Annotated in this window: 25 protein-coding genes; 11 read left to right on the forward strand and 14 right to left on the reverse strand. The window is 65.2% G+C overall.

Features of this window, described 5'->3' with window-relative positions; all coding sequences use genetic code 11:
• Nucleotides 1-137: 137 nt before the first annotated feature.
• Together NT151_07830 and NT151_07835 are read left to right on the forward strand one after the other, a co-directional pair.
• Nucleotides 138-851 carry a TonB family protein gene (locus NT151_07830; GenBank protein ID MCX6538826.1) on the forward strand — a complete coding sequence of 238 codons (714 nt, stop codon included), beginning with the start codon at nt 138-140 and terminating at the stop codon, nt 849-851.
• 53 nt (nt 852-904) lie between these two features.
• On the forward strand, nt 905-1,708 hold the full coding sequence (locus NT151_07835; protein MCX6538827.1) for a PEGA domain-containing protein: 804 nt from the start codon (nt 905-907) through the stop codon (nt 1,706-1,708).
• Between the two features lie 90 nt (nt 1,709-1,798).
• Here NT151_07835 and NT151_07840 read toward each other — a convergent pair whose 3' ends face one another.
• Genes NT151_07840 through NT151_07850 form a run of 3 tightly spaced genes read right to left on the reverse strand, consistent with a single transcriptional unit; the run spans nt 1,799 to nt 5,496 of the window.
• Nucleotides 1,799-2,620: an FAD binding domain-containing protein gene (locus tag NT151_07840; protein ID MCX6538828.1), complete on the reverse strand. Its 822-nt coding sequence runs from the start codon at nt 2,618-2,620 to the stop codon at nt 1,799-1,801.
• Between the two features lie 36 nt (nt 2,621-2,656).
• Nucleotides 2,657-3,172, reverse strand: coding sequence for a (2Fe-2S)-binding protein (locus NT151_07845; GenBank protein MCX6538829.1), 516 nt, complete (start codon nt 3,170-3,172; stop codon nt 2,657-2,659).
• Nucleotides 3,173-3,186: 14 nt separating this feature from the next.
• Nucleotides 3,187-5,496, reverse strand: a complete 2,310-nt coding sequence (locus NT151_07850; protein MCX6538830.1) for a xanthine dehydrogenase family protein molybdopterin-binding subunit — start codon at nt 5,494-5,496, stop codon at nt 3,187-3,189.
• A gap of 153 nt (nt 5,497-5,649) precedes the next feature.
• Between NT151_07850 and uvrA the strand changes: the two genes are divergently transcribed.
• The 8 genes from uvrA to NT151_07890 all read left to right on the forward strand — a co-directional run bounded on the left by uvrA (nt 5,650) and on the right by NT151_07890 (nt 14,847).
• Complete coding sequence (gene uvrA, locus NT151_07855; GenBank protein ID MCX6538831.1) at nt 5,650-8,511, forward strand: excinuclease ABC subunit UvrA; 2,862 nt, start codon at nt 5,650-5,652, stop codon at nt 8,509-8,511.
• A gap of 62 nt (nt 8,512-8,573) precedes the next feature.
• On the forward strand, nt 8,574-9,299 hold the full coding sequence (locus tag NT151_07860) for a hypothetical protein (protein ID MCX6538832.1): 726 nt from the start codon (nt 8,574-8,576) through the stop codon (nt 9,297-9,299).
• Nucleotides 9,300-9,325: 26 nt separating this feature from the next.
• On the forward strand, nt 9,326-10,045 hold the full coding sequence (locus tag NT151_07865; protein MCX6538833.1) for an ATP-binding protein: 720 nt from the start codon (nt 9,326-9,328) through the stop codon (nt 10,043-10,045).
• A complete protein-coding gene (locus NT151_07870; GenBank protein ID MCX6538834.1) occupies nt 10,045-10,509 on the forward strand; it encodes a response regulator in 465 nt (154 codons plus the stop codon). Before NT151_07865 ends, NT151_07870 begins: the two co-directional genes overlap by 1 nt.
• A 42-nt stretch (nt 10,510-10,551) precedes the next feature.
• Nucleotides 10,552-12,858: a PAS domain S-box protein gene (locus NT151_07875; protein ID MCX6538835.1), complete on the forward strand. Its 2,307-nt coding sequence runs from the start codon at nt 10,552-10,554 to the stop codon at nt 12,856-12,858.
• A gap of 120 nt (nt 12,859-12,978) precedes the next feature.
• Nucleotides 12,979-13,224 carry a flagellar FlbD family protein gene (locus tag NT151_07880; protein MCX6538836.1) on the forward strand — a complete coding sequence of 82 codons (246 nt, stop codon included), beginning with the start codon at nt 12,979-12,981 and terminating at the stop codon, nt 13,222-13,224.
• Complete coding sequence (locus tag NT151_07885; protein ID MCX6538837.1) at nt 13,221-14,021, forward strand: flagellar motor protein; 801 nt, start codon at nt 13,221-13,223, stop codon at nt 14,019-14,021. The genes NT151_07880 and NT151_07885 overlap by 4 nt, the downstream gene beginning before the upstream one ends.
• Entirely contained in the window at nt 14,014-14,847 is an 834-nt protein-coding gene (locus tag NT151_07890) for an OmpA family protein (protein ID MCX6538838.1), read from the forward strand. Before NT151_07885 ends, NT151_07890 begins: the two co-directional genes overlap by 8 nt.
• Before the next feature lie 105 nt (nt 14,848-14,952).
• On the opposite strand, the gene NT151_07895 is transcribed toward NT151_07890, so the two are convergent.
• From NT151_07895 to NT151_07930, 8 genes are all read right to left on the reverse strand, one after another.
• Nucleotides 14,953-16,587, reverse strand: a complete 1,635-nt coding sequence (locus tag NT151_07895) for an NAD(P)-binding protein (protein ID MCX6538839.1) — start codon at nt 16,585-16,587, stop codon at nt 14,953-14,955.
• Nucleotides 16,588-16,620: 33 nt separating this feature from the next.
• Nucleotides 16,621-18,117, reverse strand: a complete 1,497-nt coding sequence (locus NT151_07900; GenBank protein ID MCX6538840.1) for a polyamine aminopropyltransferase — start codon at nt 18,115-18,117, stop codon at nt 16,621-16,623.
• The gene (locus NT151_07905; protein ID MCX6538841.1) at nt 18,117-18,335 is read right to left on the reverse strand and encodes a DUF350 domain-containing protein; all 219 of its coding nucleotides are present in this window, start codon (nt 18,333-18,335) and stop codon (nt 18,117-18,119) included. The genes NT151_07900 and NT151_07905 overlap by 1 nt, the downstream gene beginning before the upstream one ends.
• A 31-nt stretch (nt 18,336-18,366) precedes the next feature.
• A complete protein-coding gene (locus tag NT151_07910) occupies nt 18,367-18,543 on the reverse strand; it encodes a hypothetical protein (protein MCX6538842.1) in 177 nt (58 codons plus the stop codon).
• A 17-nt stretch (nt 18,544-18,560) separates the two neighbouring features.
• The gene (locus tag NT151_07915) at nt 18,561-19,883 is read right to left on the reverse strand and encodes a DUF4178 domain-containing protein (protein ID MCX6538843.1); all 1,323 of its coding nucleotides are present in this window, start codon (nt 19,881-19,883) and stop codon (nt 18,561-18,563) included.
• Nucleotides 19,873-20,505 carry a DUF4178 domain-containing protein gene (locus NT151_07920; GenBank protein MCX6538844.1) on the reverse strand — a complete coding sequence of 211 codons (633 nt, stop codon included), beginning with the start codon at nt 20,503-20,505 and terminating at the stop codon, nt 19,873-19,875. The genes NT151_07915 and NT151_07920 overlap by 11 nt, the downstream gene beginning before the upstream one ends.
• Nucleotides 20,502-20,894, reverse strand: a complete 393-nt coding sequence (locus NT151_07925; GenBank protein MCX6538845.1) for an S-adenosylmethionine decarboxylase — start codon at nt 20,892-20,894, stop codon at nt 20,502-20,504. The genes NT151_07920 and NT151_07925 overlap by 4 nt, the downstream gene beginning before the upstream one ends.
• Nucleotides 20,895-21,165: 271 nt before the next feature.
• The gene (locus NT151_07930) at nt 21,166-22,455 is read right to left on the reverse strand and encodes a PAS domain S-box protein (protein ID MCX6538846.1); all 1,290 of its coding nucleotides are present in this window, start codon (nt 22,453-22,455) and stop codon (nt 21,166-21,168) included.
• 560 nt (nt 22,456-23,015) lie between these two features.
• Between NT151_07930 and lpxC the strand changes: the two genes are divergently transcribed.
• Complete coding sequence (lpxC, locus tag NT151_07935; protein MCX6538847.1) at nt 23,016-23,915, forward strand: UDP-3-O-acyl-N-acetylglucosamine deacetylase; 900 nt, start codon at nt 23,016-23,018, stop codon at nt 23,913-23,915.
• 6 nt (nt 23,916-23,921) lie between these two features.
• Here lpxC and NT151_07940 read toward each other — a convergent pair whose 3' ends face one another.
• From NT151_07940 to NT151_07950, 3 genes are read right to left on the reverse strand one after another with little or no spacing between them, the layout of a single operon-like run.
• Entirely contained in the window at nt 23,922-24,191 is a 270-nt protein-coding gene (locus tag NT151_07940) for a hypothetical protein (GenBank protein ID MCX6538848.1), read from the reverse strand.
• A gap of 2 nt (nt 24,192-24,193) precedes the next feature.
• Nucleotides 24,194-24,535 carry an STAS domain-containing protein gene (locus NT151_07945; protein MCX6538849.1) on the reverse strand — a complete coding sequence of 114 codons (342 nt, stop codon included), beginning with the start codon at nt 24,533-24,535 and terminating at the stop codon, nt 24,194-24,196.
• Nucleotides 24,532-25,167, reverse strand: coding sequence for a sigma-70 family RNA polymerase sigma factor (locus tag NT151_07950; protein ID MCX6538850.1), 636 nt, complete (start codon nt 25,165-25,167; stop codon nt 24,532-24,534). Before NT151_07950 ends, NT151_07945 begins: the two co-directional genes overlap by 4 nt.
• Nucleotides 25,168-25,217: the final 50 nt, after the last annotated feature.

A 25,217-nucleotide genomic window follows, 5' to 3' on the forward strand; every position in this document is an offset into this window, starting at 1 on the left:
ATTCACGGTGACGCTCGCCGACTCCCTGGGTCGGCGAGCGTCACCTTTTTGCGTATTGGTGTCTAATCTTTCAGGCGACCACCTCTGGCCAGAGTCGGCTGCCTTGTGGAGTGCATCACACAACACAAGGAGGGCGTATGCCGCGCGAACTGTTCGGAGATGTCGTTCACTCTTCGATGACCATCGGCAACCGGAAGTGGTACACGCTGCCGCTCTCGGTCATCGTCCACGCGCTGCTCATTACGGTTGTGATTATCGTGCCGGTGCTGGTCGCCGACGTGCTGCCGGCGATGCCGGTGATGCTGGCGTTTGGGTCCGCGCCACGCCCGCCGGGTCCTCCGCCCGCGCCACCACCGGTGCAGCGTGCGGCAGCCCGGGCCGCGCCTGCCGCCAATCCGGATGCCGCGCCAGTGAACGCGCCTTCGGGCATCAAGCCGGATGACGGCATCGTGCGCGATCCGGAACCGGCCGATCCCTCCGGCGTCGAAGGAGGCGTGCCTGGAAGCGTGCCGGGCAGCATCGTGGCTGGCCTGAATGAGCCGCCGCCTCCACCGATGCCCGTTGCGCCGATTCGCGTGTTCAGCGGCATCAGGCCGCCAACTCGGATCAAGGACGTGCGGCCGGTCTACCCGGACCTGGCTCAGAAAGCCAGGGTTTCTGGCACCGTGATCATCGAAGCGGTGATCGGACCGGACGGCAAGGTGACCGACGCCCGCGTCCTGCGATCGATCCCGCTGCTTGATCGTGCCGCGCTGGATGCGGTCTCCCAGTGGCTCTACACGCCGACGCTGCTCAGCGGCATGCCGGTGTCGGTCGTGATGACCGTGACGGTGACGTTCACGCTGCAGTAGCAGGTGGCGGGCGCTGTCACACGTCTTATACTTCGTGCAGGAGGCTCTTGCGCATGTCGGTGTTTGACCATGAACAGGAATCCGGGCGGGGCGGGATGGGCAAGGTGCTGGCGATTGGGGCAGCCGTCATCGTGCTGCTCGCGGCTGGCTTCTTCGGGGTGTCGTACTTCATGAAACCGGCGCCCCCGCCGAAAGAGGCGCCGCCTCCGGTCAAGACCGAAGCGCCGCGCCCGGCGCCCAGGGCGGTCGAGCCCGACGTGAAGTCCGAGGAGCCAAAGGCCGCGACGCGCCCGAAGCCGAAGAAGGAGAAGCCCGTCGACGCGGCGCCCGCGCCGCCGGCCCCGACCGGTCCCACACTGGTTATCGAGAGTGACGTACCCGGCGCCTCCGTGTTTGTCGATCGCAAGTATCTCGGCACCACGCCGCTGCGCTCGACCGAGGTGACGGCCGGCACACACCAACTCAATGCGTCGGCTTCAGGGGAGGACGGCCTGGTTCAGAACGTCGAGGTGGGCGGAACCGGCGAGACGAACATCACGTTGAAGTTTCGCGAGGTGCGCCTGAACGCCCAACTGTCCACCGTGCACAAGCACGGCATCGGGTCGTGCAGCGGGACGCTGACGGCCACGCCGGGCGGCATGAGGTACGAGACCGACAACAAGAAGGACGCGTTCGCGTTCGCGCTGAAAGATCTCGAGGTATTCGAGATCGACTACCAGAAGAAGGAACTCAAGGTGAAGCAGCGCGGCGGCCGGACCTGGAACTTCACCGACAAGTCGGACAACGCCGACAAGCTGTTCGTGTTCCACCGCGACGTGTCGAAGGCCCGCGAGAGACTCGCCGCGCAGGCGAAGTAGGGACCGGCTGGCGGCGCCGGAAGGGGCGCTTTCCGCCCCAGGGCTGGACCCCGGCTTCCGCCGGGGTGACGAACTGTCATTGGGAACAGGTCAGGCCGTGGTGGCCCAGAAGTCGGCCAGCAGGTTCGCCGCGACGCGACGGCGGTAGGCGGAAGTCGAGCGGTTATCGTCAATCGGCGCGATCTCGGTCTGCAGGATACGCTGGGCCTCTGGCATCGAGGCGCCCGAGGCGAGCGCCGCCTCGGTTTGCGGGACGCGGATGACGGTGGGCGCGACGCTGCCGAAACTGATGCGAGGATGGACGGCGCGGACACCGGCGATGACGACCTTCGAGATCGATTGCGCGGCCCGCGTACCCACCTTGCGAAAGAACTGGACGCCTTCGACCCGCGGGATTTCGATGGCCGTGATGAGCTCGTCGGGCCGCATCACGGTCTTGCGATAGCCGGTATAAAAACTGGCGAACGGCACTTTCCGGGTCCAGTCGACACTCTGTAATTCCACGAGCGCGTCTGACGCGGCCAGCACCGGCAGCGTGTCACCGGCGGGCGACCCATTGGCGATGTTGCCGCCGATGGTGCCGCGATTCTGGATCTGGATCGCCCCAATCTCGCGCGCGGCCGAGACGAGCATCGGAAGATGGCGGCCGACCAGGGGCGATGCGATGATGTCCGTGTAGGTCGTCAGGGCCCCGATGCGCAGCACACCCTCGCGCCGCTCGATGCCGCGCAACCCGTCCAGGTGCCAGATGTCCAGAAAGCGGGTGTCGCCGAGCGTGCCAAAATTCAGGCCGACGTAGACGTCGGTGCAGCCGGCCAGCGGAACCAGTGGACCCTCCGCGCGCAGCAGCCGCAGCGCGTCGCGCAGCGTTCGCGGGTGCCGGAGGTGAAGCGGGGAGATCGCGGTTCTCATCGGTGATCGCCGGGTCTGAAGACCCGGCCTCCAGTTCTAAAGACTCGGCCTACGCTTCGGCTTGGTTCCACCGTCTACTGACGACCGATTACTGGCCACCTTCTTCTTGGTTCTTCCTTCTTGCTCCTTGCTGCTTCTTGTCGCCGCCTTGATCGCTCTGTAGATCCCCATGTATCCCGTGCACCGGCAGAGATTGCCCGCCAGCCCGGTTCGTACCTCATCGAGCGTCGGGTGGGGTCCAAGCGCGATCGCCGCCATGACCATCCCGGGCGTGCAGATGCCGCATTGGGCGCCGCCCTGTTCCGCGAAGGCGCGCTGCAGGGGATGGCGACCCTTCAGCCCTTCGATTGTCGTGACCGTCGCGCCGCGGACCTGCGCGATCGGCACGAGGCACGCGTTGACGGCCCGGCCATCAAGCGCGACCGTGCAGGCCCCGCACTCGCCCTCGCCGCATCCTTCCTTGGTGCCTGTCAGGTGGCAGTCCTCGCGCAGGACGTCCAGCAGACGCTTCATCGGATGCGCACGGACCGACGTCCGTTTGCCATTCAGCACGAACGTGATGGGTTTCAGCGCTTCGCTCCATTGCCGGGCTGGAGCCCGGCGATCCCAGGCTCGTCCAGTCCCCGACTTTCGACTCCCGAATTTCGCTTGCCACGCCGGCGCCCTTCGACAGGCTCAGGGCTTCGCTGTCGGCTTGGTTCGAGGGGCCGCTCCGGAAGCCGTCCTCTTACCTGCACGGGCAGCGGCTCCTGCGCGTCCCTCCCTCTTTCGTGACGCTCCATTGCCTCCATCACCCGCTCCGGGGTCGCCGGCACCTGCCGGATGTCGATGCCGAGGCTACGAATCGCATTGACCACGGCCGGCGCGACTCCGTCAAATGGCATCTCGCCCACGCCTTTGGCTCCGTACGGCCCGTGCGCGTACGGCCGCTCCAGGATGATGATATCCATCGGAGGCGTATCGAGCGTCGTCGGAATGATGTAGTTCGTCAACTGCGCATTGGCCATCGCGCCGTCGCGCATCACCACGTCCTCGAGCAGGGCGTAGCCGAGGCCCTGAGCCGTGCCGCCTTCGATCTGGCCCCGTACGCCCAGGGGGAAGATCGCCTTGCCGATCTCCTGCGCCGTGGTCACACGCGTCGGCCGCACTTCGAAGGTCACCGGATCGAGTTCGACTTCGACGACCTCGCACCCCCAGCCGAACGAGCCGTACGCGGAGCCGCGATAGTTCTCGTCATCCCACACGAGCCCCGGCGGCGGTTCGTATTGTTTCGTGATGACGAGCCGGCCATGCGTGCGCCGGTACTGGCCGGGCGAGCGCGATCCCAGCCGCTCGCGCATCTCCTCCGCACACCGCTTCAGCAGTCCCCCGACGACCATCGTCGTTCGCGACGCGACCGTTGGTCCGCTATTCGGCACGAACGCCGTATCGGCGGCTTCGACCTCGACGCGGTCGAGCGGGATGCCCAGCGTGTCGGCCACGATCTGCGCGTGCACGGTGCGCTGCCCCTGGCCGATCTCGGTGCTCGCCACCAGGATGCGCACGCCGTCGGTCGTGAGTTCCAGCGACGCCTTCGACGCGAGGTAGACCTCGCCGCTGCCCGTGAAGCCCGCGCCGTGGAAGAACAGCGACAGGCCGATGCCCCGATTGGTGCCGCGGAAGGCCCGGCGCTTCTTGTGGAAGTCGCTCCGCGCGACCGTCGCGCGCAGCACGTCGAGCGCGGCGGTATCCCGGCCGAGCCTCTGCCCGGTGGCCGTCACATCACCCGGTCTGAACGCGTTCTTCTCGCGCAGCCGGACCGGGTCCATCCCCAGCGCTTCCGCGATGCGCGCCATGTGGACCTCAACCGCAAACAGTGTCTGTGGCGCGCCGAATCCGCGGAACGCGCCGTTGGGTGGGGTGTTGGTCATCACCACGCGCCCGTCGACGCGGACGTGCTCGCATCGGTACGGGCCGGTCGCATGGATGCAGCCGCGCGACAACACGACGGGGCTCAGCGTGCAATAGGCCCCGCCGTCCATCACCACCGAGATGTCCATGGCCACAAGCCGTCCATCGCGCATCACGCCGGTCCGGTGCCGCACGATGGACGGGTGGCGCTTGGTGGTGGCGAGCATGTCCTCCACGCGGTCGTAGACGATCTTGACCGGCCGCCCCGCCTTGAGCGCGAGCAGGGCGGCATGGCCCGCGATGATCGACGGATAGTCTTCTTTTCCGCCGAAGCCGCCGCCGGTTTCGGCCTGCACCACGCGCACCTTGTCGGCTGGCAGATCGAGCAGCGTGCAGAGCGCCTTGTGCACGTAGTACGGGCATTGGAGCGATCCGTATAGCGTCACGCCACCGTCGCCGGGTACGGCGAGCATGCCGTTGGGCTCGATATACAGGTGCTCCTGGTGGCCGGTCCGGTACTCACCCTCGATGATCAGATCGGCGCGCGCGAACCCGTCGTCGAGCGAGCCCTTTTCGATCCGCACGTGCTTGAAGATGTGCGTGGACCTGTCGGCATCGAAGACCGGTGTCGCGGGGAGGTAGTCGACCTCCACGTGTGCGCCATGGAGGCGCTCGGGATCCTCGTGTGCGATGAGCAGAATCGGTTCGGCCGCGTGGCGCACCAGGCGGCTCGCCAGGCACGGTTGATCGTCGGTGATGAGCGACACCACATTACGACCCGGGATGTCGCCGGCGTCCACCACCGTGAACCCTGAGCGGTCGAAGCCGAACCTGATGCCGGTGATCTCGCCGCACGGGATGGAGGATCGAATCGTCCGGCCATAGAGCAGCCCGGGCCACGTGAGGTCGTCAACGTAGCGGGCCGTGCCTGCAGTCTTGCTGGCGGCGTCCTTTCGCGCCACGTTGCGTCCAACGTACCGGCTCATTGGGGTCCTCCGAGGCTCCCCGATTATATCGTCGCGCATGCTAGAATGGCGGATTGGGCGATCTCCAGGGCACCATACAGAGGGACTGTGGATCGGTGGGGGACCCGAATCCCTAATCCCCAACCCCTAATCCCGGACCCGGGATCACATCCTATGAGCCAGCGCTGGATCTCCGTTCGCGGCGCGCGTGTCCACAACCTCAAGAACATCGACGTGGACATTCCGCGCAATCAACTCGTGGTCATCACGGGTCTGTCCGGATCCGGAAAATCGTCTCTCGCCTTCGACACGTTGTACGCGGAAGGTCAACGCCGCTACGTCGAATCCCTCTCGGCCTACGCCCGCCAGTTCCTGGAGCAGATGGAGAAACCGGACGTCGACTCGATCGACGGCCTCTCGCCCGCGCTCTCGATCGAGCAGAAGACGACCGGGTCGAACCCCCGTTCCACGGTCGGTACGGTCACCGAGATCTACGACTACCTCCGCCTGCTCTTCGCCAATATCGGCGTCGCCCACTGCCCGTTGTGCGACCGGGAAATCGCCTCGCAGACAGTCGACCAGATCGTCGACCTGGTGATGACGTACCCGCACGAGACGCGGATCAGCGTGCTGGCTCCGGTGGTGCGAGGGCGGAAGGGCGAGTTCAAGAAAGAGCTGGCGGGATGGCGCCAGCACGGCTTTCTCAAGGCGCGCGTCGATGGCGCGCTCAAGGCGCTCGAAGACGACATCAGCCTCGACCGCCGCCGCAACCACTCCATCGACATCGTGGTCGATCGCCTCATCGTGCGGCCGGGCATTGAGCGGCGTCTCATGGAATCTGTGGAGATCGCACTCGGCCTGGCTGGCGACGTGGTGGTGATCAACTCGCTCGACGAAGGCGATCGGCTCTTCTCCCGCAAGCTGGCCTGCGTGGTCTGCGGGCTCAGCATTCCGGAACTCTCGCCCCGCGCGTTCTCGTTCAACTCGCCGCACGGTGGATGCCCCGATTGCCAGGGACTCGGCGCGCTGTGGGATTTCGACCCCGACCGCCTCGTGCCCGATCCCGCGCTCTCGCTCGCCGATGGCGCGATTGCGCCCTGGGCGCGCGGTGACCGACGCCTGGTCGCCGAGGCCATCGCCGCGTTGGGCCGGAACTTCGACATCGACATCTCGGTGCCCTTTGGCCGCCTGCCGCGCAAGTCGCGTGATCTGCTGTTGTACGGTCCGTCGGCCGCGTCACGGGCGGGTTCGGCCATCGGCGCCAGGTCAGCAGGGAAGCCGTTGTCGGCCGCTGCCCGCGAACGCGATCCCTACGGCAAGGGATTTGAAGGCATCATCCCGAATCTCCGCAGGCGGTACGAAGATGCCACCTGGGTTGATCAGGTCGAGATGGAGCCCTACCGGGCCCTGCGCCCGTGCCGGAGCTGCCACGGCGAGCGCCTTCGTCCGGAGAGCCGGGCGGTGCGCGTCACGGGCCGGACGATCTCGGAGTATGTCAATCTGCCGGTCACCGACGCGTTCACCGCGATGACCGACCTTCCGTTTACCGACCGGCAGGAGTTGGTGGCCGGACGCATCCGGCGCGAAATCGTCGATCGCCTGCGCTTTCTGGTGGACGTCGGCGTCGGGTACCTCACGCTCGGCCGCAGCGCGGCGACCCTGTCAGGAGGGGAGGCGCAGCGCATCCGGTTGGCGACGCAGATCGGCGCCAACCTCCGAGGCGTGCTTTATGTCCTCGACGAACCCTCCATCGGCCTGCACCAGCGAGACAACCGCCGGTTGCTGACGACACTCAAGCGGCTGCGCGACCTCGGCAACACCGTGATCGTCGTCGAGCACGACGAAGAGACCATCCGTAGCGCCGACTATGTGATTGACCTGGGCCCGGGCGCAGGCGAACACGGCGGGCACGTGATCTTCCAGGGTACGCCTAGCGCACTGCTCGCCGAAGACCGCAACTCGCTGACCGGGCAATACCTGCGCGGCGAGCGCGCCATCTCGGTGCCGGGCTCCCGGCGCCTGCCGCTGCGCGGCGACCTCGTGGTTCGCGGGGCCCGCGCCAACAACCTGAAGAACATCGACGTGCGCATCCCGATCGGCATGCTGACCGCGGTCACCGGTGTGTCGGGGTCGGGCAAGTCCACGCTCGTCAACGATATCCTCTATCGGGCGCTGGCCCGCACGCTCTACCGCGCCACCGACGAGCCCGGGACCCACGATGGCATCGACGGGATCGAACTGATCGACAAGGTCATCGAGATCGACCAGTCGCCGATCGGTCGCACGCCACGCTCCAATCCGGCCACCTATACCGGGCTGTTCACGTTTATACGCGACCTGTTCGCCTGGCTGCCCGAGGCCAAGGCTCACGGCTTCAAGCCCGGCCGCTTCTCCTTCAACGTCAAGGGCGGCCGCTGCGAGACGTGCCAGGGAGATGGCGTCATCGCCATCGAGATGCACTTTCTGCCGAATGTCTACGTGACGTGCGAAGAGTGCAAGGGGCGCCGTTACAACCGCGAGACGCTCGACATCAAGTACCGCGGGCGCTCGATTGCCGAGATCCTCGATCTGACGGTTGACCAGGCGCTGCCGCTGCTCGAGCCGTTTCCCCCGATCGCCAACAAGCTCCGCACGCTTCAGGACGTGGGCCTGGGCTACATCAAGCTCGGCCAATCGGCGACGACGCTCAGCGGCGGCGAGGCCCAACGCGTCAAGCTGTCGAAGGAACTCTCGCGGCGCGGCACCGGCCGCACCCTCTACATCCTCGACGAGCCGACGACGGGCCTGCACTTCGACGACGTGAAGAAGTTGCTGGACGTGGTGACCAAACTCGTGGACCAGGGCAATACCGTGGTGGTCATCGAGCACAACCTGGACGTGATCAAGACCGCCGATCATCTGATCGACCTCGGACCCGAAGGCGGCGAGGCCGGGGGGCGCATCGTCGCCGAAGGGTCGCCCGAGGAGGTGGCCGCCATCGAGGCGTCCTACACTGGCCGCGTGCTGAGGGCCTTTCTTCTTGGCAAGGCCGGGTAGGATAACTACACTCGGCTTACGTACTCGCCCCCTCCGCATCGTGTACGTCGTCAGACATCCACATGGCACAACACGTACGGTCGAATAATGGTGCAGGCACCCTGTGGGGTTTCTTGACAGCCGCGCGAGGAACGGCAGCGTGGCTGAAGCGATTCCTGACGCTATCGCTCACCCTTGTGGCGTTGGCCCTGATCTTCGGCGTGTACATCTACTATGACTGGGAAGCCCAGCGGATCCAGACCCAGAAGTACAACGAGATCGCCGCGATCGCCCGGATGAAGGTCGATCAGATTCTGAGATGGCGGCACGAACGGCTCGCCGATGTCCGCCGCACCGCTGAAAGTCCCACGCTGAGAGCCACCGCCGCCGAGTGGCTGCGCGACCCGGGCCAGCCTGTCCTCCGTGCCGAGTTGCTGGGCCGCCTGATCCTCGAGCGGGACACGGGCGAGTATGATGACGCAATCCTGGTCGATGCGGAGGCGCGCCTCCTGCTGTCTGCCCGGGCCGCGCCGGGGCCACTCAATGGGGCCGTCCGGCGGACCGTGGCCATGGCGCTCAAGAGTTCCGGCCCCGTGCTTGGCGATCTCTACCGTGTAGGTCACGGTCCGATCGGGATCGATACCGCTGAGGCGATGAGGGATTCGTCTGGCCGTGTGCTTGCCGTCATCATCCTGTCCAGCCCGGCCGCCGATTTCCTCTATCCGATGATCCAGAGCTGGCCGACGCCAAGCCAGAGCGCGGCCCGGATGGGCGGCCCGTCCGGCTGTTCGGCACCGTCCAGGATGTGACCGAGCGCAAACAGCTTGAAGAGGTTTTGCGCAAGCGCAATGAAGAACTGGTTCGGTTCACCTACACCGTGTCGCACGATCTCAAGAGTCCGCTGGTGACCATCCGGACCTTTCTCGGCTTTCTCGATGAGGATCGCAAGCTGGCCGATCCCACCCGCGTCGAGAAGGACATCGGTTTCATCCGCCGCGCGGCCGACAAGATGACCGATCTGCTCGACGACCTGCTGGAACTCTCGCGCATCGGCCGGAAGATGAACCCGCCGGAAGATATCCCGCTGCAGACGCTGGTCGGGGAGGCGTTGGACATGGTCGCCGGGCGCATCACCCAGCGCCGCGTGATGGTCACCGTGACCGACGTCCCCGTCACCCTGCACGGCGATCGGCGCCGCCTGATCGAGGTCTTCGCGAACCTTCTCGACAACGCGGCCAAGTTCATGGGCGACCAGGCCGATCCCCGCGTGGAGGTCGGTATCGACGAGACGGGTGCCCAACCCGTACTGTTTGTGCGCGATAATGGGCTCGGCATCGACCCGCGCCACGCGTCGAAGCTGTTCGGGCTCTTCGAAAAACTCCACCCGGAAGCCGAAGGAACCGGCATCGGGCTTTCGCTCGTCAAGCGCATCGTGGAAGTCCACGGCGGCCGGATCTGGGCCGAGTCCGCCGGGCCCAGGCAGGGTTCGACATTCAGGTTTACGTTATCCGGAATCAAGCGGAATCAAGCGGTAGCACAGCAGGAGACCACGTGATGCTCAATGGCGGCCCCGTAAGGATACTGCTCGTTGAAGATGATCCTGCGCACGCGGAGATCGTCAAGCGCAACATGGCGGATTGCCGCATCGCCAACCAGCTCCACCACGTTGCGGATGGCCAGGCGGCGCTCGACTATCTGTACCAGGAGAACGGGTATGCCTCGGCCGACTCGGCGCCGCGGCCCGACTTGATCCTGCTCGATCTGCGCCTGCCGAAGGTGGATGGCCAGGAGGTGCTGCAGCGACTCAAGGCGGATGTTGACCTCAAGTCCATTCCGGTTGTGGTGCTGACGACGTCAAAGGCCGAAGTTGACCTGCTATCGGCCTACGATCATGGCGCGTCCAGCTACCTCGTCAAGCCCGTCGACTTCGACAAGTTCAAGCAGATGCTGGAAATATTCGGCTTCTACTGGTTGATGTGGAACCAGTTTCCGCATCCCGAGGAACCGTCGAAGGCGTAACCCGAGGCTCGGCATGCCGTATCTCACACCTGGAGTGCGACGATGACCGCCGACCAACTTCGTGTCCTGCTGGTTGAGGATGCGGAGCCCCACGTCGAGGCCGTCCGCCGCGCGTTCGAGAAGGCCGCGGTCACGGTCGATATTCGCGTCGCCTCGTCGCTGCGCGAGTACCGTGAGGCAGTGGCCGCCGGCGTCCCCGATGTCGCGCTGATGGATCTCAATCTGCCCGATGGCCGATCGATGGATCTGCTGACGTGGCCTCCCGAGGACGGGCTGTTTCCCATCGTCGTGATGACCAGTCAGGGCGACGAGGATACGGCGGTGGCCGCCATCAAGGCCGGGGCTCTCGACTATGTCGTGAAATCAGCCGAAGCGTTTGGCGACATGCCGCACACCGTGGATCGCGTGCTGCGGGAGTGGCAACTGCGCGTCGATCGCAGGCGGGCAGTCGACGAGCTGCGCAACCGTGTGGCGCGCTATCGCGCCGTGACCGAGACGGCGGCCGACGGCTTCTTGACGATCGATTCCAGCGGGCGTGTCGTCGACGTCAATGAGGCCTACATCCGCAGGTCGGGGTACAGTCGGGAGGAGCTCCTGGCGATGCGGATCAACGACCTCAAGGCCAGGGAGTCGGTCGACCAGACGGCCGCCCGTCTCGAAAAGATCGCGCGCGAGGGCAGCGGCATCTTCGAGACGCTGCATCGAGCGAAAGACGGGACCGTCTGGCAGGTCGAGGTCGACGTGTCGTACTGGCCGATCGACGGTGGACTCTATTTCGGGTTCCATCGCGACGTCACCGAACGGAACAAGGCGGAGGAGTCGCTGCGGCGTTCGCGGCAGTGGATGGATCTGCACGTGCAGAACACGCCGCTGGCCGTCATCGAGTGGGATGTTGATTTCAAGGTGCTCGAATGGAACCCGGCCGCCGAGCAGATCTTCGGCTACACGCGCGCCGAGGCCGTCGGCCGGTATTACAGCTTTATCGTGCCGGATTCGGCCAGGCCTGCCGTCAACGGGACCGGCGTCGAGTTGATCGAGAACCGGGGAGGCTCCCGCTCGACCAACGAGAACATTACCAGGGCCGGCAAGATCATCATGTGCGAGTGGTTCAACACCACCCTGGTTGATGGCCATGGCAAGACGATGGGCGTGGCGTCGCTCGTGCAGGACATCACAGCGCGACGATCGCTCGAGGCGCAGTTGCGCGAGTCGCAGAAGCTCGAAGCCGTCGGTCAGTTGGCGGGCGGCGTCGCCCACGATTACAACAACATCCTGGCGGCGACGGTGATGACGCTGGGCCTGCTCGAGGAACGGACCGATCTCAGTGCGGATGTGCGGCAGGCCATCGCGGACCTGAACGGGCTGGCCGATCGCGCCGTGAACCTCACGCGCCAACTGCTGCTGTTCAGCCGCCGATCGCCGCTCAACGTGCGCACCCTCAATCTGAACCAGGTGCTGACCGATCTCCACAAGATGCTGCACCGCCTGATTGGCGAGCACATTCACTTCGAGTTCACCGGTGATCCCGGACTGCCGTCGATCCAGGCCGACAGGGGCATGATCGAGCAGATCGCCACCAACCTGTGCGTCAACGCCCGTGATGCGATGCCCAAGAGCGGGCGGTTGGTGGTGCGCACGTCCGTCGTGGAGGTGGATCCCGCGCGCGCCAGGACCCATCCGGATGCCCGCGTCGGGCGATTCGTGTGTCTGTCGGTGAGCGACAGCGGAAGCGGCATGTCTCCGGATCTCGTGAGCAGGATCTTCGAACCGTTCTTCACGACTAAGGAGAAGGGCAAGGAAACGGGCCTCGGATTGTCCACCGTGTTCGGCATCGCAAAACAGCACAACGGGTGGGTCGAGGTGGAAAGCACCCAAGGCGTTGGGTCGACATTCCGGGTGTTGCTGCCAGCCGACACGGCCGCTGTCGCGGAGGTTGACCAGGCGAGAGCCGGGCCGGCCAAGGGTGGCCACGAGGTCATCCTGCTGGTCGAAGACGAACTCTCTGTCCGGAACACCATCACCCTGGTCCTGAAGCGCCATGGCTATCGGGTGCTGCAGGCCGGCGATGGTCGGGAAGCCCAGCAGGTGTGGCAGGCGTGCGGCGGGCGCGTGGACGTGCTCCATACCGACATGATCATGCCCGGCGGGATGACGGGCCTGGAGCTGGCCCTGCTCCTGAAGTCGAAGCAGCCCGATCTCAAAGTGGTGATTTCGAGCGGGTACAGTGACGAACTGGCGGGACCGGCATCCTCGGCGAACCCGGAGTTCCAGTACCTGCCCAAACCGGTTCCGACCCACGAACTGCTGGCTGCCATCCGAACCAGTCTGGACGGCACCAAGCCCCTGTAACCCGGGCGGCCGCCGATCCCATTCACGTTATCCGGCGCGGTGCCGATTGCCTCTGCAGACGCGGCGTGTCGTCAGGCCGCCAGCGTCCCCGCGCGGCTGGCGACAGCAGGGAGGGGATCGGTGATTGCCGTAACGCGCCTCGACGGCCAGAAGCTGTTTGTCAATGCCGACCTTATCGAGAGCATTGAACAGACGCCCGACACGATCATCTCCTTCACGAGCGGGCACAAAATGCTCGTCCGCGATCATCCTGAAGAGCTGGCCCGCCGTGTGATTGAGTACAGGCGGGCGACGCTGGCGCCGCTGGCCGAACAACCCGAACCACCAGCCCAGCTCGGTCCGGCGACCACGGCGGAGCGATCATGAGCCACGACAAAGGCGTGCGCATCGACGTGTCGTCGTTTATCGGCGTCCCGCTGGCCATTGGTCTGATCCTGATCGGTCAATGGTACGAGGGCGGCTCGGTTCTCTCGTTGCTGCAACCGACGGCCGCCATGATTGTGTTTGGCGGGACCTTTGGCGCCGTCATGCTGAGCTTCTCGAGAAACGACATCATTCGGGCCTTCGGTGCGCTGAGGACGGTGTTTCTCTGGGATGGGGAGGCGCCGTCGAAGACGATTGATACGATTCTCCAATACGCCTATCGTGCACGGAAAGACGGCATCCTGTCGCTCGACTCGGACCTGGACAAGATCACGGACCCCTTTCTCGAGAAGGCCATCCACCAGCTCGTCGATTCCAACAGCCCGCAGACCCTGCGTGACGTGCTCGAAATCGAGAGCCGCGGTCGGGAGGATTACGACGAGATTCCCGCCAAGGTCTACGAGGCGGCCGGCGGCTATGCGCCGACCATCGGCATTCTGGGGGCCGTGATTGGCCTGATCCAGGTGATGCAGCACCTGACGGATCCGACCAAGCTCGGCCAGGGCATTGCCGTGGCCTTCGTCGCGACGGTGTACGGGGTGGGATCGGCGAACCTGTTCTTTCTGCCGGCGGCGACCAAGTTGAAGATGAAGGCCCGGCACGAGGCGCGGCGCCGCGAACTGACGCTCGAAGGTGTCCTCGCGATCCAGGAGGGCCTGTTCCCCCGGATGATCCAGGAAAAACTCTACGGCTTTGCCGCCCAGATCGCGCCCAAACAAGAGAAACCACATCGTGCATAGCAGTCGATTCAGACGACACGATCGCGAACCTGTCGAGGTGCCGAAGCCCCGGCCGAGGCCCCGGCGTCCACGTGCACCAGAGCACCCGAACCACGAACGCTGGCTGGTGTCCTACGCCGACTTCATCACGCTGCTGTTCGCCGTGTTTGCGATGATGTACGCGTTGTCGGTCGTCGATGCGAAGAAGTTCGCGGCGCTCGCCCAGTCCCTACGGTCGGCGTTCAACGAGACGACACCCGCCGACCTGCACGCCGTAGGCACCGTGCTCATCAATGACAGGAACAACCCGCCATCGGCCAAGAAGCCTGGCGCCGGAGGCCTCGTCGATCTGGCCGAGGTGCGTGCCCAACTGCAACAGCGGCTCGCGAAAGCGATCGGCGCGAACCAGGTCGACATGGAAATGGACCACCGGGGGCTGGTGATCTCGATTCGCGAAGCGGGGTCGTTTGCCACCAGCCGGGCAGAACTCTCGGCGACGGCGCACGACATCCTGGCCGAGATCGGGCTCGCGCTCGCCAATGTGGGAAACAGCGTGAGAATCGAGGGGCACACCGACGATGTGCCCATCCACTCGGACCGGTTCGCGTCGAACTGGGAGTTGTCGACCGCACGGGCCACGACCGTCGTCCGCTTCATGCTCGAACGCGCCGGGCTCCAGCCGAAACGACTGTCGGCTGCCGGTTACGCCGAGTACATGCCGCGTGTTCCGGGCGTGTCGGATGCCGCCCGTGCGCGGAATCGACGCGTCGATCTCATCGTGCTCAGCCCGCCGACGCAGGCGGCCGAAGAGCCCGTCGCCATGACGAGCCGGCCGCCCACACCGTAGATCACCCGGGGTGCCGGTCCTGAATGCCGGGTCTGACCGTCCTCACCAAGGTTACGGCGGTCCGCCGAAGCGGCACGCGAAGGCGGAAGACCCGGCGGGGGCGTGTCAGATCGACGAGGCGTGGGCGACGTGGTGGCGCCGCAGGACGCGTTCGGCGGCCCGGACGCCTCGGTACTGCGCTTCCTCGAACAACGAGAGCCCGCTGAGATCCGAATGCGCGAAGTGGAGCGGGCCGTCAAGCGCGGCCACCCGCTGCCTCGCCTCGCCCCACACAAAGCCGGGTCGCGGGCAAATCATGGCGTGTCCCCACAACATCATGTCGAGGTTGGTGACGAGCGACGCGATCTCGGGATGCGGACGCGACAGGTCCTCGATCATGAAGTCGGCCCAGCCCTCCCAACCGCGAGAGAGCAGCAGCGTCCGCGCATCCGAGGCCGGCCGGCCGGCCAGCGCGTGGTAGAAGGTCAGCACCGTCTCGCGTGGCCTGCTCTGCAGGCTCTGGTGGGTCGCCACCACGTACCCGAGCGTCGGGCTCTTGTAGATGACGTTGTCCCACGCGATCGGCACGCCGGCTCGTGCCGTCGGAAACGCACGGAGCGTCAGGTTGGCGACCAGCCACGGCGCGTAGTCGAACTGGGCGAGGTCGTGCCGGACCTCCGCCTGGAGCGTCGGGACGATGTAGTTCGCAAATGACGACGGACACGCCAGGATGACATCGTCGGCCACCAGCCTGGTGGTGACGCGATCCCGGGCGTTGTACGTGTCGACGGTGGCGCCGGTGCCGGTGGGCGTGATGCGGAACACGAGCGCGTCGCGCGTCACGTGACGCGCCAGCGAGTGCGCGAGGCGAGTGACGATCCAGCCAATGCCCTCCGGCCAGGTCAGCAGCGTGGTCTCCGACACCCTTGCGCTCTCACCCTCGCGACTCGCGAAGTAGTGCACGCCGGCCCACGCCGACACGTCACTCGAGTAACTGCCGTAATCATCGCGACAGCAGTAATCCACGTACCAGTGCAGCGCCGGGGCATCGAGCTTCTGTTCGAGGAGAAAGTCGCGCATCGACATCCGATCGAGCGCGATCAGATCAGGCTCACGCGCACTCATCTCCATCGGAATCGCGAACGCCGGCCGGCCATCGGCATCGCGCCGGTCGCGGTAGCCGGCGACCAGATCCCTGAACCGATCCAGCTGATCACGTTCCCGGCGGCTGATGCCCAACGTGGGCACGAGACCGTCCTGCCACTTGCCGTTGATGTAGAGCCGTTCCTCCGGGGCACCGCAGACGAACGTCTCCTCGTAGATCGGTTTGCCCGAGGTGTCGTAGCCCTGGATGATGCCGAGCTCCTGGAACAGTTCCCGGACGGCGCGTGACTCGCGCGTGGGAAACGGCACGTAGTGGGCGCCCCACGGGAACGCGCTCACGGCGTTTCGCCCCGAGCGCGCGTTGCCGCCGGCGTCAGCTTCAAGTTCCAGAATCTCGAAGTCCGTGAACCCGGACTTGCGGAGCTTCCAGCCCGCCGACAGGCCTGCGACGCCGCCGCCCACGATGACCACCGGCACGCGCCGCTCGGCATACGGTGCCGGCAGGCCGCCCTGCCTGAGCAGATGTCCCACGCTCTCGCTCGCGCCCACGATGCGCCCGTCGAAGGCGAATCGCCGGCCTGACGATCGTGTGCATCCCGACACGGCCAGGGAGGCCGCGACACCAGCTGAACCGATCAGGAATTGTCGTCTCTTCATCGGGTCGCGCGGCTGTTGGGGGCCGCAGGCCTCCTACTGGGTGACCTGGTGCCACTCGGCATCGTAGTACTGAACCAGGATCTGATTGTCGAGCCGGTTCACCTCGACGGCCACCGGCTGCATGTCCGGCGGAAACAGGAACAGCTGCCGCAGGACGTCGACGGTCAGGAACCGCAGCCCCGGCGGCATCGTCGCTGGCACCTGGTACGGCCGTCGCGACGCCATCACGAAGCCCCATTCGCCAAACGACGGGACGTAGACGTGGTACGGGAACACGGACAGGCCGACCGATTCGATGGTCCTGACAATGCACCAGTAGGACTTCCTGGCGAAGAGCGGCGACGTCGACTGCACCACGATGATGCCCTGGCTCGACAGGTGGCGCTCGAGCAGGCGGTAGAACGCGGTCGTGTAGAGCTTGCCGATGGAGTGGTTGGTGGGATCGGGGAAGTCCACCACGACGAAATCGTAGAACCCGGGATCCGATTGCAGCCAGATGAAGGCATCCGCGTTGATGACCTTGACGCGAGGGTCGGCAAACGCGCCCTGGTTCAATGCCCGAAGTGCCTTGTGTGAGGTGAACAGCTTTGTCACCTCCGCGTCGAGGTCGACCAGCGTGATCGCGCCGACGTCCGGCCGCTTGACGATTTCCCGCAGGGCGAGCCCGTCGCCGCCGCCCAGCACGAGCACCTGCGTCGGGCGCGCCAGGGCCTGAAGCCCGGGATGCACGAGGGCTTCGTGGTAGCGGTACTCGTCCTTCGAACTGAACTGCAGGTGCCCGCCGAGGAAGAGCCGGATGTCATCCTGCCAGCGTGTGACGATGATGCGCTGATAGGGGGTGGTTTTGGCGAGGATGATCTCGTCGGCGTAGAGACCCTGTTCGGCGTAGGTGGTGATCTGATCGGCGAGCCCAAAGCCGCCGGCGAGCACGACGATCGCCACCACGCACTGGCCGGTCAACGCGCGCACGCCCGGCAGGTCGCGGCGGAACATCCAGGCCGTGGCGAGCGCCACCACCGCGTTCAGCAGCCCGAACAGCAGGCACGTTCGTACCAGGCCAAGCTTCGGGCCGAGCAGCAGCGGAAACAACAGCGACGCCACGAGCGCACCCAGGTAGTCGAACGTCAGCACCTGCGACACCAGGTCTTTGAACTGGATGCGCGACTTCAGAATCCGCAGGAGCAGCGGGATCTCGAGGCCGACCAGGATGCCGACGGCGATCACGAAGGAGAACAGCACGAGGCGCAGCGAGCCGAGATAGGAGAACGCCAGGAACATTGAGGCCGCCGAAAACCCGCCGACCAACCCCACGGCGATCTCAATCTGAATGAAGCGCGTGATGAGCCCGCGGCCGATGAACCGCGAGAGGTACGAACCCACCCCCATCGCGAACAGGTACGTGCCGATGATCGTGGAGAACTGCGTGATCGAGTCACCCAGCAGGTAACTGGCCAGCGCGCCCGACACGAGCTCGTAGACGAGCCCGCACGACGCGATGGCGAACACCGAGAGCAACAGGGCGTAGGTCACTACCCGTGGATCGCGGCCGCGATGATGACGCAGATGCCGAGCGACATCGCGCCGACGACAATCGCCAGGGCCACGTTGTGGTCGTCAATGATCTCCTTCCACAAGTGGTAGGGCGTCAGTCGATCGATCACGACAAACGACAGCCAGAAGACGATGATGCCGAGGAAGGCGTAGACCACGGCATTAGCGACCGCGGCGAGGGGGGTGATGCCAGTCATAGGGTTGTCCTCACGGAAGCGTGACCGCCGTTCACTTGTGATAGTAGCGCTGGTACACCGTGCGATACGCGCCCGGGTTGTCCCGGATCGACTTCGGCACGTTCTTGACCTCGTCGTAACTGGTGAGGCTCCAGCCGGTGTAGTTGGCCCAGCCCAGCAGCCCCAGCACGACCGCGCCGTACGTCAGAAATGCCCCAATGCGTCTCACGTGCCCTCTCCCGTCCGCTATTGCGAAAAGTACGCGGCTCTGCCCGATTCTTCCGCACGGCTGCTTTCCGCCCACCGCTGCGTTTCGAACGACCGGCTCCTGAGCCAGAAGATCATCGGGTAGATGCTCAGGGCGACCAGCGCGACCGGCAGGAACCAGTACCTCGGCACGTCACGATAGACCCTGACGATGTATCCCACTGGAGGCGTATCCGAGTCCGGTTCAATCCGAAGATAGTACTGGCCCGCTGGCACGCTCGGCAGGACCGCTTCATCCGATCGTCCTCCCTCGGACCACGACTCGCCTCCCTCGACACCACGGTAGTAGCTGACCTCGCGGCCGAAGTCGTACGCCTGGCCGCTGTCGAGATTGATGAGGGCCATGCTGAGGTAGATCCACTTGTTCTCTACGTCGGCCGTGGTCTCGACGACGACGTTGGACGCGTGACCGGTCAGTGGGAAGGGCTCAGTGACCAGCGCCTTACCCCGTTCCTCCTGCGTGAACGTGTACGCCTGCTCGAAGACCTTGCGGTTTTGCGCCAGCGCGCAACTGGCCATCTGGACAATGACCGCCGCCGCGGCAAGGCCGGCAAAGGCCCGGCCGATCCCCTTCGCCTTCGCTGAGTGCGGCGAGGGCTGATTGGCGTAGACGCCAATCCGCGTGGGTATCGCGCCTTTGAGGCCAAAGGCCTGCGCCACCGCCTCGGGTTCGACGTACTCACCCAGCGACCACGTGGTCTCTTCCTTGGTCTTCTCCTTGCTCAGCATGAGCGGAGGCATCACGTAGTCGGAGACAAAGGCCTTTTCGCCCACTGACACGCGCCAGTAGAATTCGCCGAGGACGTAAGTGACCCGGGCTTCCGCGGTCTGGAAGAGGTTGAACGTGCTGCCGAGATAGGTCACCGTCTGATTGACGCCGTCCTCGGGCTGTCCCGTGGTCGTCTTCACGTCGTTCCAGTGGCCGTTGTACTCGGTGAGCCAGCGGAAACCCTTGTAGGGATTGAACAGCAGGTACTCACTCCACTCGTAGTCGGTCCCCTCGACGGTGATCGCCCGGCACATGAAGCCGATGACCTCGTACGGATCGCCGCGCAGGGCGCCGCGCGTGCCGAGCGGGATGACGGGATGGCGCTTGACGTGGGCATCGAACGTCGAGATGACGCGCAGGTCGTCGCTCGAGATGTCGACCACCGACCCGCACGATGTGCAGACAATCGTCGTGGTCTGGCCCAGTCCGCGGACCTCGAGCCGGCCGGCGCACTTTGGACACTGGAGCGCGCGGATCGACGGCGCCTGGGCCGTCGCGAGTGGCGATGGGCCGCGAGGGGTGTTACCAGCCATCGATCTGTCTCAATCCGGACAGCCTGAGCGCGTCAAACTCCACGTACGTGCCGAGAAACACGATCGGCGGATCCTCGCTGTAGTCGAGCGTGGCACATGCCGGCCCGGCGCCCGTCAGATCCGCGACCGGGGCTTCGTACCCCCCGCCAATCACAAAGGGCAGTTCGCCTTCGCCCGCCACGCAGACACCGCGCTCAACATCGGTGACCCGGAACGCGCGTCGGTCCAGCAGCACCTGCTGACCAGGTTGCAGTGTGTCAAACGGCGGGATAGGCTCCAGAACAGGCGTCGCGAACGACACGGCCAGCGTGCCCTGTGCCTCCCCCAGCCACCCGCTTCGCGCGTCGTCAAAGAGCAGGTGCCACTCGTTCCACAGGCCGTGGTCGTAGCGGAGTTGGATGCGGCCGACCGTCGTGAAGTGCACGGACCCGTACCAGCCCTGGACGCCCAACTGGAACGGCGAGCCGTCCATCTGCAGTTCCGCCATGCGTCCCAGATTCTCCACGTCCAGATCTTTGCGGAGAATCGTGGAGCGGCAGTACGCGCAGACGGCCAGAATCGAGATCGACGACTGGAAGGTGTTCGGTCCGCCGCAGGTGGGACACGCAAAGCTGCGGCTCATCGCGGGATGACTCCACTGCCCGAGCGGTCCGACGCCAGCGACCGATCCGCTGCGGCACCGTAGTCGCGTTCGCACTGCGTCACCCGCACCGAACAGTGCCCGAGCGAGACCGCCAGCAATGATGGCCAGTCGGGGCACGCGCGAGGTGTGCAGCAGAAGAGATTCACGCTGGCGGATGCGAACTCGGGGAACGTGTGAATGGTGAGGTGCGACTCCTGCAGCATCCACACGGCCGTTACGCCGCCGGTCGTCGGAAACTGATGCCACGCCGGGCGTCCGATCGGCCGCAGCCCCATGCGATCGACGATGGTCTCGAACAGGCTCACCATCGCGTGCGGATCCCGCAGTGGCGGCACCTCGCACTCCGATACGTCGATCAGCCACTCCACGCCGTTCACGCCTGGTGCGCCCCCTTGCCCACGGCCCCTGTGCCGGCCGCTGGTACACGTCTCCCGCGAGGGGGCAGAGGTGGGCGGCCATCAAAAAACGAGGAACACTTATACCCTACGGGATCGCGACTGACGGATCAACAGATTTCAAGCCCTGAGCTCACCTCGGTGGTGGACGGTTGCGGAAGGTTGTGCCCTTGTGTCACGGCCTCAGAGGAGGCCGCCTGGTGCGCAACTCAACTCAGGTCGAAGGGTGGATGCCGGGTCGGATCTACGAATCGGCTGGGGGGCACGGAAAAGCCACCGTCACGCGCGTGCCCCGGCCCGGAGTGCTGTCGACGGCGATGGCGCCCCCTGTCGCGTGCGCGACGCCGAGCACCGCAGGGAGGCCCATGCCACGGCCCAGGAACTTCGTGGAGAAGAAGGGGTCGAAGATGCGACTGATGGTCTCGGCCTCCATGCCCACGCCCTGATCCTCCACCGACAGGCACACGTACCGTCCGGGCGCGATGCGCTCGCCGGCAACCCACGGGCGGGGGTCGCTGGCGGCGACGTCTTCGATGCGGGTGCGCACGCTCGCACGCCCTGGTCGATCGGCCATGGCTTCGGCGGCGTTGGTCACGAGGCTGGTCAGCACCTGCTGAATCTGCTGCCGATCCGCCCGAATCAGGGCGCTGCCGGACGCCAGATCGAGGTCAAATATTGCCGCCGGCGGCATCAGGGCTCTGATAAACGCGGCTCGTTCGCGTATCTCGTCATTCAGATCGAATACCGTGAATCTGACAAGCGTCCCGCGTCCTGCGTAGACGAGCAGTTGGGCGGTCAGATTGGAGGCGCGCTCGCTCGCGTGCACGACCGACTGCAAGCAACCGCGCGCCGGGCCGTCGGCTGGCACGTCCTCGAGGGCCAGCGCCGTGCTGGTGAGCACGATCTGCAGCAGGTTATTGAATTCGTGCGCGATGCCCGCCGCCAGCGTGACGATGCGGTCGGATTCGCGACCGCGTTTGAGCGCCTCTTCCGTGCGCTTCTCCTCGGTGATGTCCCGCGCCACGCCGACCAGCGCGACGGGCGCGCCGGCGTCGTCGCGCACGATTGAGGTTGAGAGGAAGATCTGGAAGTCGGTGCCGTCCTTCTTCCGGTTCCACAGTTCGCCCCGCCAGCCGCCCCGCAGCGTTGCCGGGAAGACCTCGAGCGCCACCTCTTCACGGTTCTTGTCCGACCGCACGACCGCGATCGGCCGACCGAGCAGGTCGGATTCCTCGAATCCATAGGTGTCGAGGAACGCCTTGTTGACGAAGATGACCCGATCGTTCATGTCGGTGACGCTGACGCACTCGCCGACCGATCGGACCGTGTGCGCGAGCATGTGAATGTGCTGCTGTGCGTGCCGGCGCTCGACGGCCTCCACGACGATGCGGTCGTGCAGCACGTCGCGCCGCCGAAGAATCACGTAGCCGGCAAGCGCGACGGCCACGCCGGAAAAGACGACGGTGATGATGTGGGATTCCCAGACCGTGATGTCAGGGTGCAGCCACTGTTTGCCGAGCTCCAGAACCAGCATGACCCCGGCGACCCCGACGGCCAGCGCGGTGACTTCGATGGCCCGCCGACCTGCACGTGCCTCTGGTGGTCGGTCGATCGCCCTTTCGGCAGACCGGTTGGGGCCCGTCGACAGCGGACGATCCGAAAGCACAGGAGCAGATTTCGCCATGAAACTGGAGCGAGGTGGGACAGCCCACAATCAGCGTTGTGACACCATGCTCCCGCAGCGGGAACATGAAGTCAAGGCCGCCGGTCCGAATACATCAGCGGATCGTGTCGAGCCTGCTACCCTGAACCTTGACACCGGCCGATAAGCAACGCAGCCCTCACCGTGGAGGTCCAACTGCGAGGCGACCAATGCGGCGATTCGTTGACTGTGGTAAAAAAACAACAGATGCGGGTGACAGGACCGTGGTTCGAGAGCCACAGTTGAGCCTGCAACACGAAAGATCCAGAGCGCGTAGAATTATATAAGTTGTTGAACTACAATTACTTATATCAGCTGATGACGTTTAGACCATTTCGGTATGCGGATTGCTCTCTCCCGCGTGGTCCATCCCAGGGACCAGCGAGCGAATAATGACATTTCAGCGAACGCTTCGGCATAAAGTGGCCTGTGCCGGCATCGGCCTCCACTCGGGACAAAAGGTGACTCTCGGTCTGAAGCCTGCTCCCGCAGACTCGGGGATCCGTTTTCGCCGGAGCGACCTGGGCACGGATATTCCGGCCTCTGTGGTGCACTTGAGCGGGACCAACCACGCGACGGGGCTGTCCCGCAATGGGGCGACAGTCGACACGGTCGAGCACCTGCTGGCGGCGCTGGTCAGCCTGGGCATCGACAACGTGACGGTGGAACTGGATCGCAACGAAGTGCCGGTGATGGACGGCAGTGCGGCGCCATTCGTGTACCTGCTGCAGGAGGCCGGCACCAGGACGCTCAGTACGCCGCGCCGGTACCTGAAAGTGCTCAGGCCGATCACCGTGTCGCGGGGCGACAAGATGATGTCGCTCTACCCGGCCGAGAACTTCAAGGTCACCTACAGCATCAGCTTCGATCACCCGTTGCTGCGGCACCAGTCGCAGACATTCCAGGTGACCGAAGCGTCGTTTGTTGACGAGATTGCGCCGGCCCGGACATTCGGCTTCCTGCACGAAGTCGAAATGTTGCGCCAGCAGGGGCTCGCGCTGGGCGGCTCGCTCGAAAACGCCATTGTCCTGAGCGAGACCGGCGTCCTCAACAACACGCTGCGGTTCGAGGACGAATTCGTGCGCCACAAGATCCTCGATGCGATTGGCGATCTGGCGCTTGTGGGATATCCGATTCTTGGTCACCTGGTGGCCAACCGCGCCGGACACGCGCTGCACACGGCGTTTGCCAGGCAGTTGCTGTCAGAACCGGATGCGTGGAAGATCGTCGAGCTCCAGCCCGAATCGTCGTCGGTGGCGGTCCCGGCTGGCGTGCCCGTCCGGGCGAACTAGACCCGCTCAGTCCTTCGACGCGAGCTTGCGCATGTACGAGCCGAGGCGCTCGTTCTCGTAGGTGACCGTGTTCAGGAACACGCTTTCCTGCAGGTAGGCGCGCCGTTCCTCGTCGGTCATCTGGTCGATGAGGAATCGGATCTCCCGCATCATGTCCTCGAACGATCGCTCGAGTTCGCGCTTAGCGGTGACCTCGTGGAAGAGCGTTTCCATGACGGTCAGCAAGTCGCCGTCGAGCGCGATATCGGCACCCGTGCTGGTCTTGATGGTCCGCATGGCTACCCCTCGAAGCTGGTGAGCGCGCTGGCTTCGTCGGCGAACAACTGGATGAAGTTGTGCGCGCCCGTCATGGTGAGCATGGTCTCGACGCGTTTCTGCACAGAGGCGAGTTTCATCGCGCCGCCGGCGGCCGCCGCCTGGCGGTACAGGTCCATCAGGCAGCCGATCGTGGCGCTGTCGATGTAGACGACCGGAGACAGATCGACGACCAGCTTCCTGGTCCCCCCGGTGATGAGCGAGAGCACCGTGGCCGAGAAGTCGGAGAGCAGCGGGTACATCAGCCGGCTCTCACCCACGTGGATGACGGTGACGTCGCGGACGTGATCGATGGTGTGCTTCATTCTCGTGCTCCAGACCGGCTTGGCTCGCTGGGGGCTGGCACCGGTCGCGATCGCTCGCGCAGGCGGCGAATCTGTCGCGCCAGCTCGTGGCGCCCTCTGTTGATCCGGGACTTGACGGTGCCTTCCGGCAACCCGAGCCGGTCGGCGATCTCCTGATACGACAGCTCCTGCATGTCGCGCATCACGACGGCCTCGCGCAATGTCTCAGGCAGGTGCTGCAGGGCCTCACGAAGTTGCTCGGCGAGGTCACGGCGTTCGAGCGCGACCAGCGGGCTCACGTCGGGGGATGCGGGCGCCAGGTCGTCGCTCCTGACGTCGCGGTCGATGGTCTCGCGTTCCTTCCGCACGCTGCGATAGTGATCGATGCAGAGGTTCCGGCTGACGCTGATGAGCCACGTCTGAAAATTCGCCCGCCGGTCGAACGTGGCCAGCGATCGGAAGACCTTCAGGAACACATCCTGCGTCAAGTCCTCGGCCTCGTCGTGCCGGCCGACGAACTTGTACGCGACATTGAACACCCGCCGCCAGTACTGACGGACCACGGCCTCCCAGGCCGATTGGTCCCCCTGAAGGCAGCGTTCGATGAGGGCGTCGGATTCGAGCGACGCCGCTGTCGGTTCGTACGGAGTCATTGCATCAGATAGCGTCACAGAGTACCGCACGGTCGGGGGGGTGTCAAACC

This window comes from Acidobacteriota bacterium, from assembly GCA_026393675.1.
Taxonomy (GTDB): Bacteria; Acidobacteriota; Vicinamibacteria; order Vicinamibacterales; family JAKQTR01; genus JBAXOX01.

What these genes read in the sequence shown, in the direction of transcription:
- NT151_07830 (MCX6538826.1), top strand. Translation starts at nt 138, where the DNA reads ATGCCGCGCGAACTGTTCGGAGATGTCGTTCACTCTTCGATGACCATC.
- NT151_07835 (MCX6538827.1), top strand. Translation starts at nt 905, where the DNA reads ATGTCGGTGTTTGACCATGAACAGGAATCCGGGCGGGGCGGGATGGGC.
- NT151_07840 (MCX6538828.1), bottom strand. Translation starts at nt 2,620, where the DNA reads ATGAGAACCGCGATCTCCCCGCTTCACCTCCGGCACCCGCGAACGCTG.
- NT151_07850 (MCX6538830.1), bottom strand. Translation starts at nt 5,496, where the DNA reads ATGAGCCGGTACGTTGGACGCAACGTGGCGCGAAAGGACGCCGCCAGC.
- uvrA (MCX6538831.1), top strand. Translation starts at nt 5,650, where the DNA reads ATGAGCCAGCGCTGGATCTCCGTTCGCGGCGCGCGTGTCCACAACCTC.
- NT151_07860 (MCX6538832.1), top strand. Translation starts at nt 8,574, where the DNA reads ATGGCACAACACGTACGGTCGAATAATGGTGCAGGCACCCTGTGGGGT.
- NT151_07870 (MCX6538834.1), top strand. Translation starts at nt 10,045, where the DNA reads ATGCTCAATGGCGGCCCCGTAAGGATACTGCTCGTTGAAGATGATCCT.
- NT151_07875 (MCX6538835.1), top strand. Translation starts at nt 10,552, where the DNA reads ATGACCGCCGACCAACTTCGTGTCCTGCTGGTTGAGGATGCGGAGCCC.
- NT151_07885 (MCX6538837.1), top strand. Translation starts at nt 13,221, where the DNA reads ATGAGCCACGACAAAGGCGTGCGCATCGACGTGTCGTCGTTTATCGGC.
- NT151_07895 (MCX6538839.1), bottom strand. Translation starts at nt 16,587, where the DNA reads ATGAAGAGACGACAATTCCTGATCGGTTCAGCTGGTGTCGCGGCCTCC.
- NT151_07905 (MCX6538841.1), bottom strand. Translation starts at nt 18,335, where the DNA reads ATGACTGGCATCACCCCCCTCGCCGCGGTCGCTAATGCCGTGGTCTAC.
- NT151_07915 (MCX6538843.1), bottom strand. Translation starts at nt 19,883, where the DNA reads ATGGCTGGTAACACCCCTCGCGGCCCATCGCCACTCGCGACGGCCCAG.
- NT151_07920 (MCX6538844.1), bottom strand. Translation starts at nt 20,505, where the DNA reads ATGAGCCGCAGCTTTGCGTGTCCCACCTGCGGCGGACCGAACACCTTC.
- NT151_07930 (MCX6538846.1), bottom strand. Translation starts at nt 22,455, where the DNA reads ATGCTGGTTCTGGAGCTCGGCAAACAGTGGCTGCACCCTGACATCACG.
- lpxC (MCX6538847.1), top strand. Translation starts at nt 23,016, where the DNA reads ATGACATTTCAGCGAACGCTTCGGCATAAAGTGGCCTGTGCCGGCATC.
- NT151_07940 (MCX6538848.1), bottom strand. Translation starts at nt 24,191, where the DNA reads ATGCGGACCATCAAGACCAGCACGGGTGCCGATATCGCGCTCGACGGC.
- NT151_07945 (MCX6538849.1), bottom strand. Translation starts at nt 24,535, where the DNA reads ATGAAGCACACCATCGATCACGTCCGCGACGTCACCGTCATCCACGTG.
- NT151_07950 (MCX6538850.1), bottom strand. Translation starts at nt 25,167, where the DNA reads ATGACTCCGTACGAACCGACAGCGGCGTCGCTCGAATCCGACGCCCTC.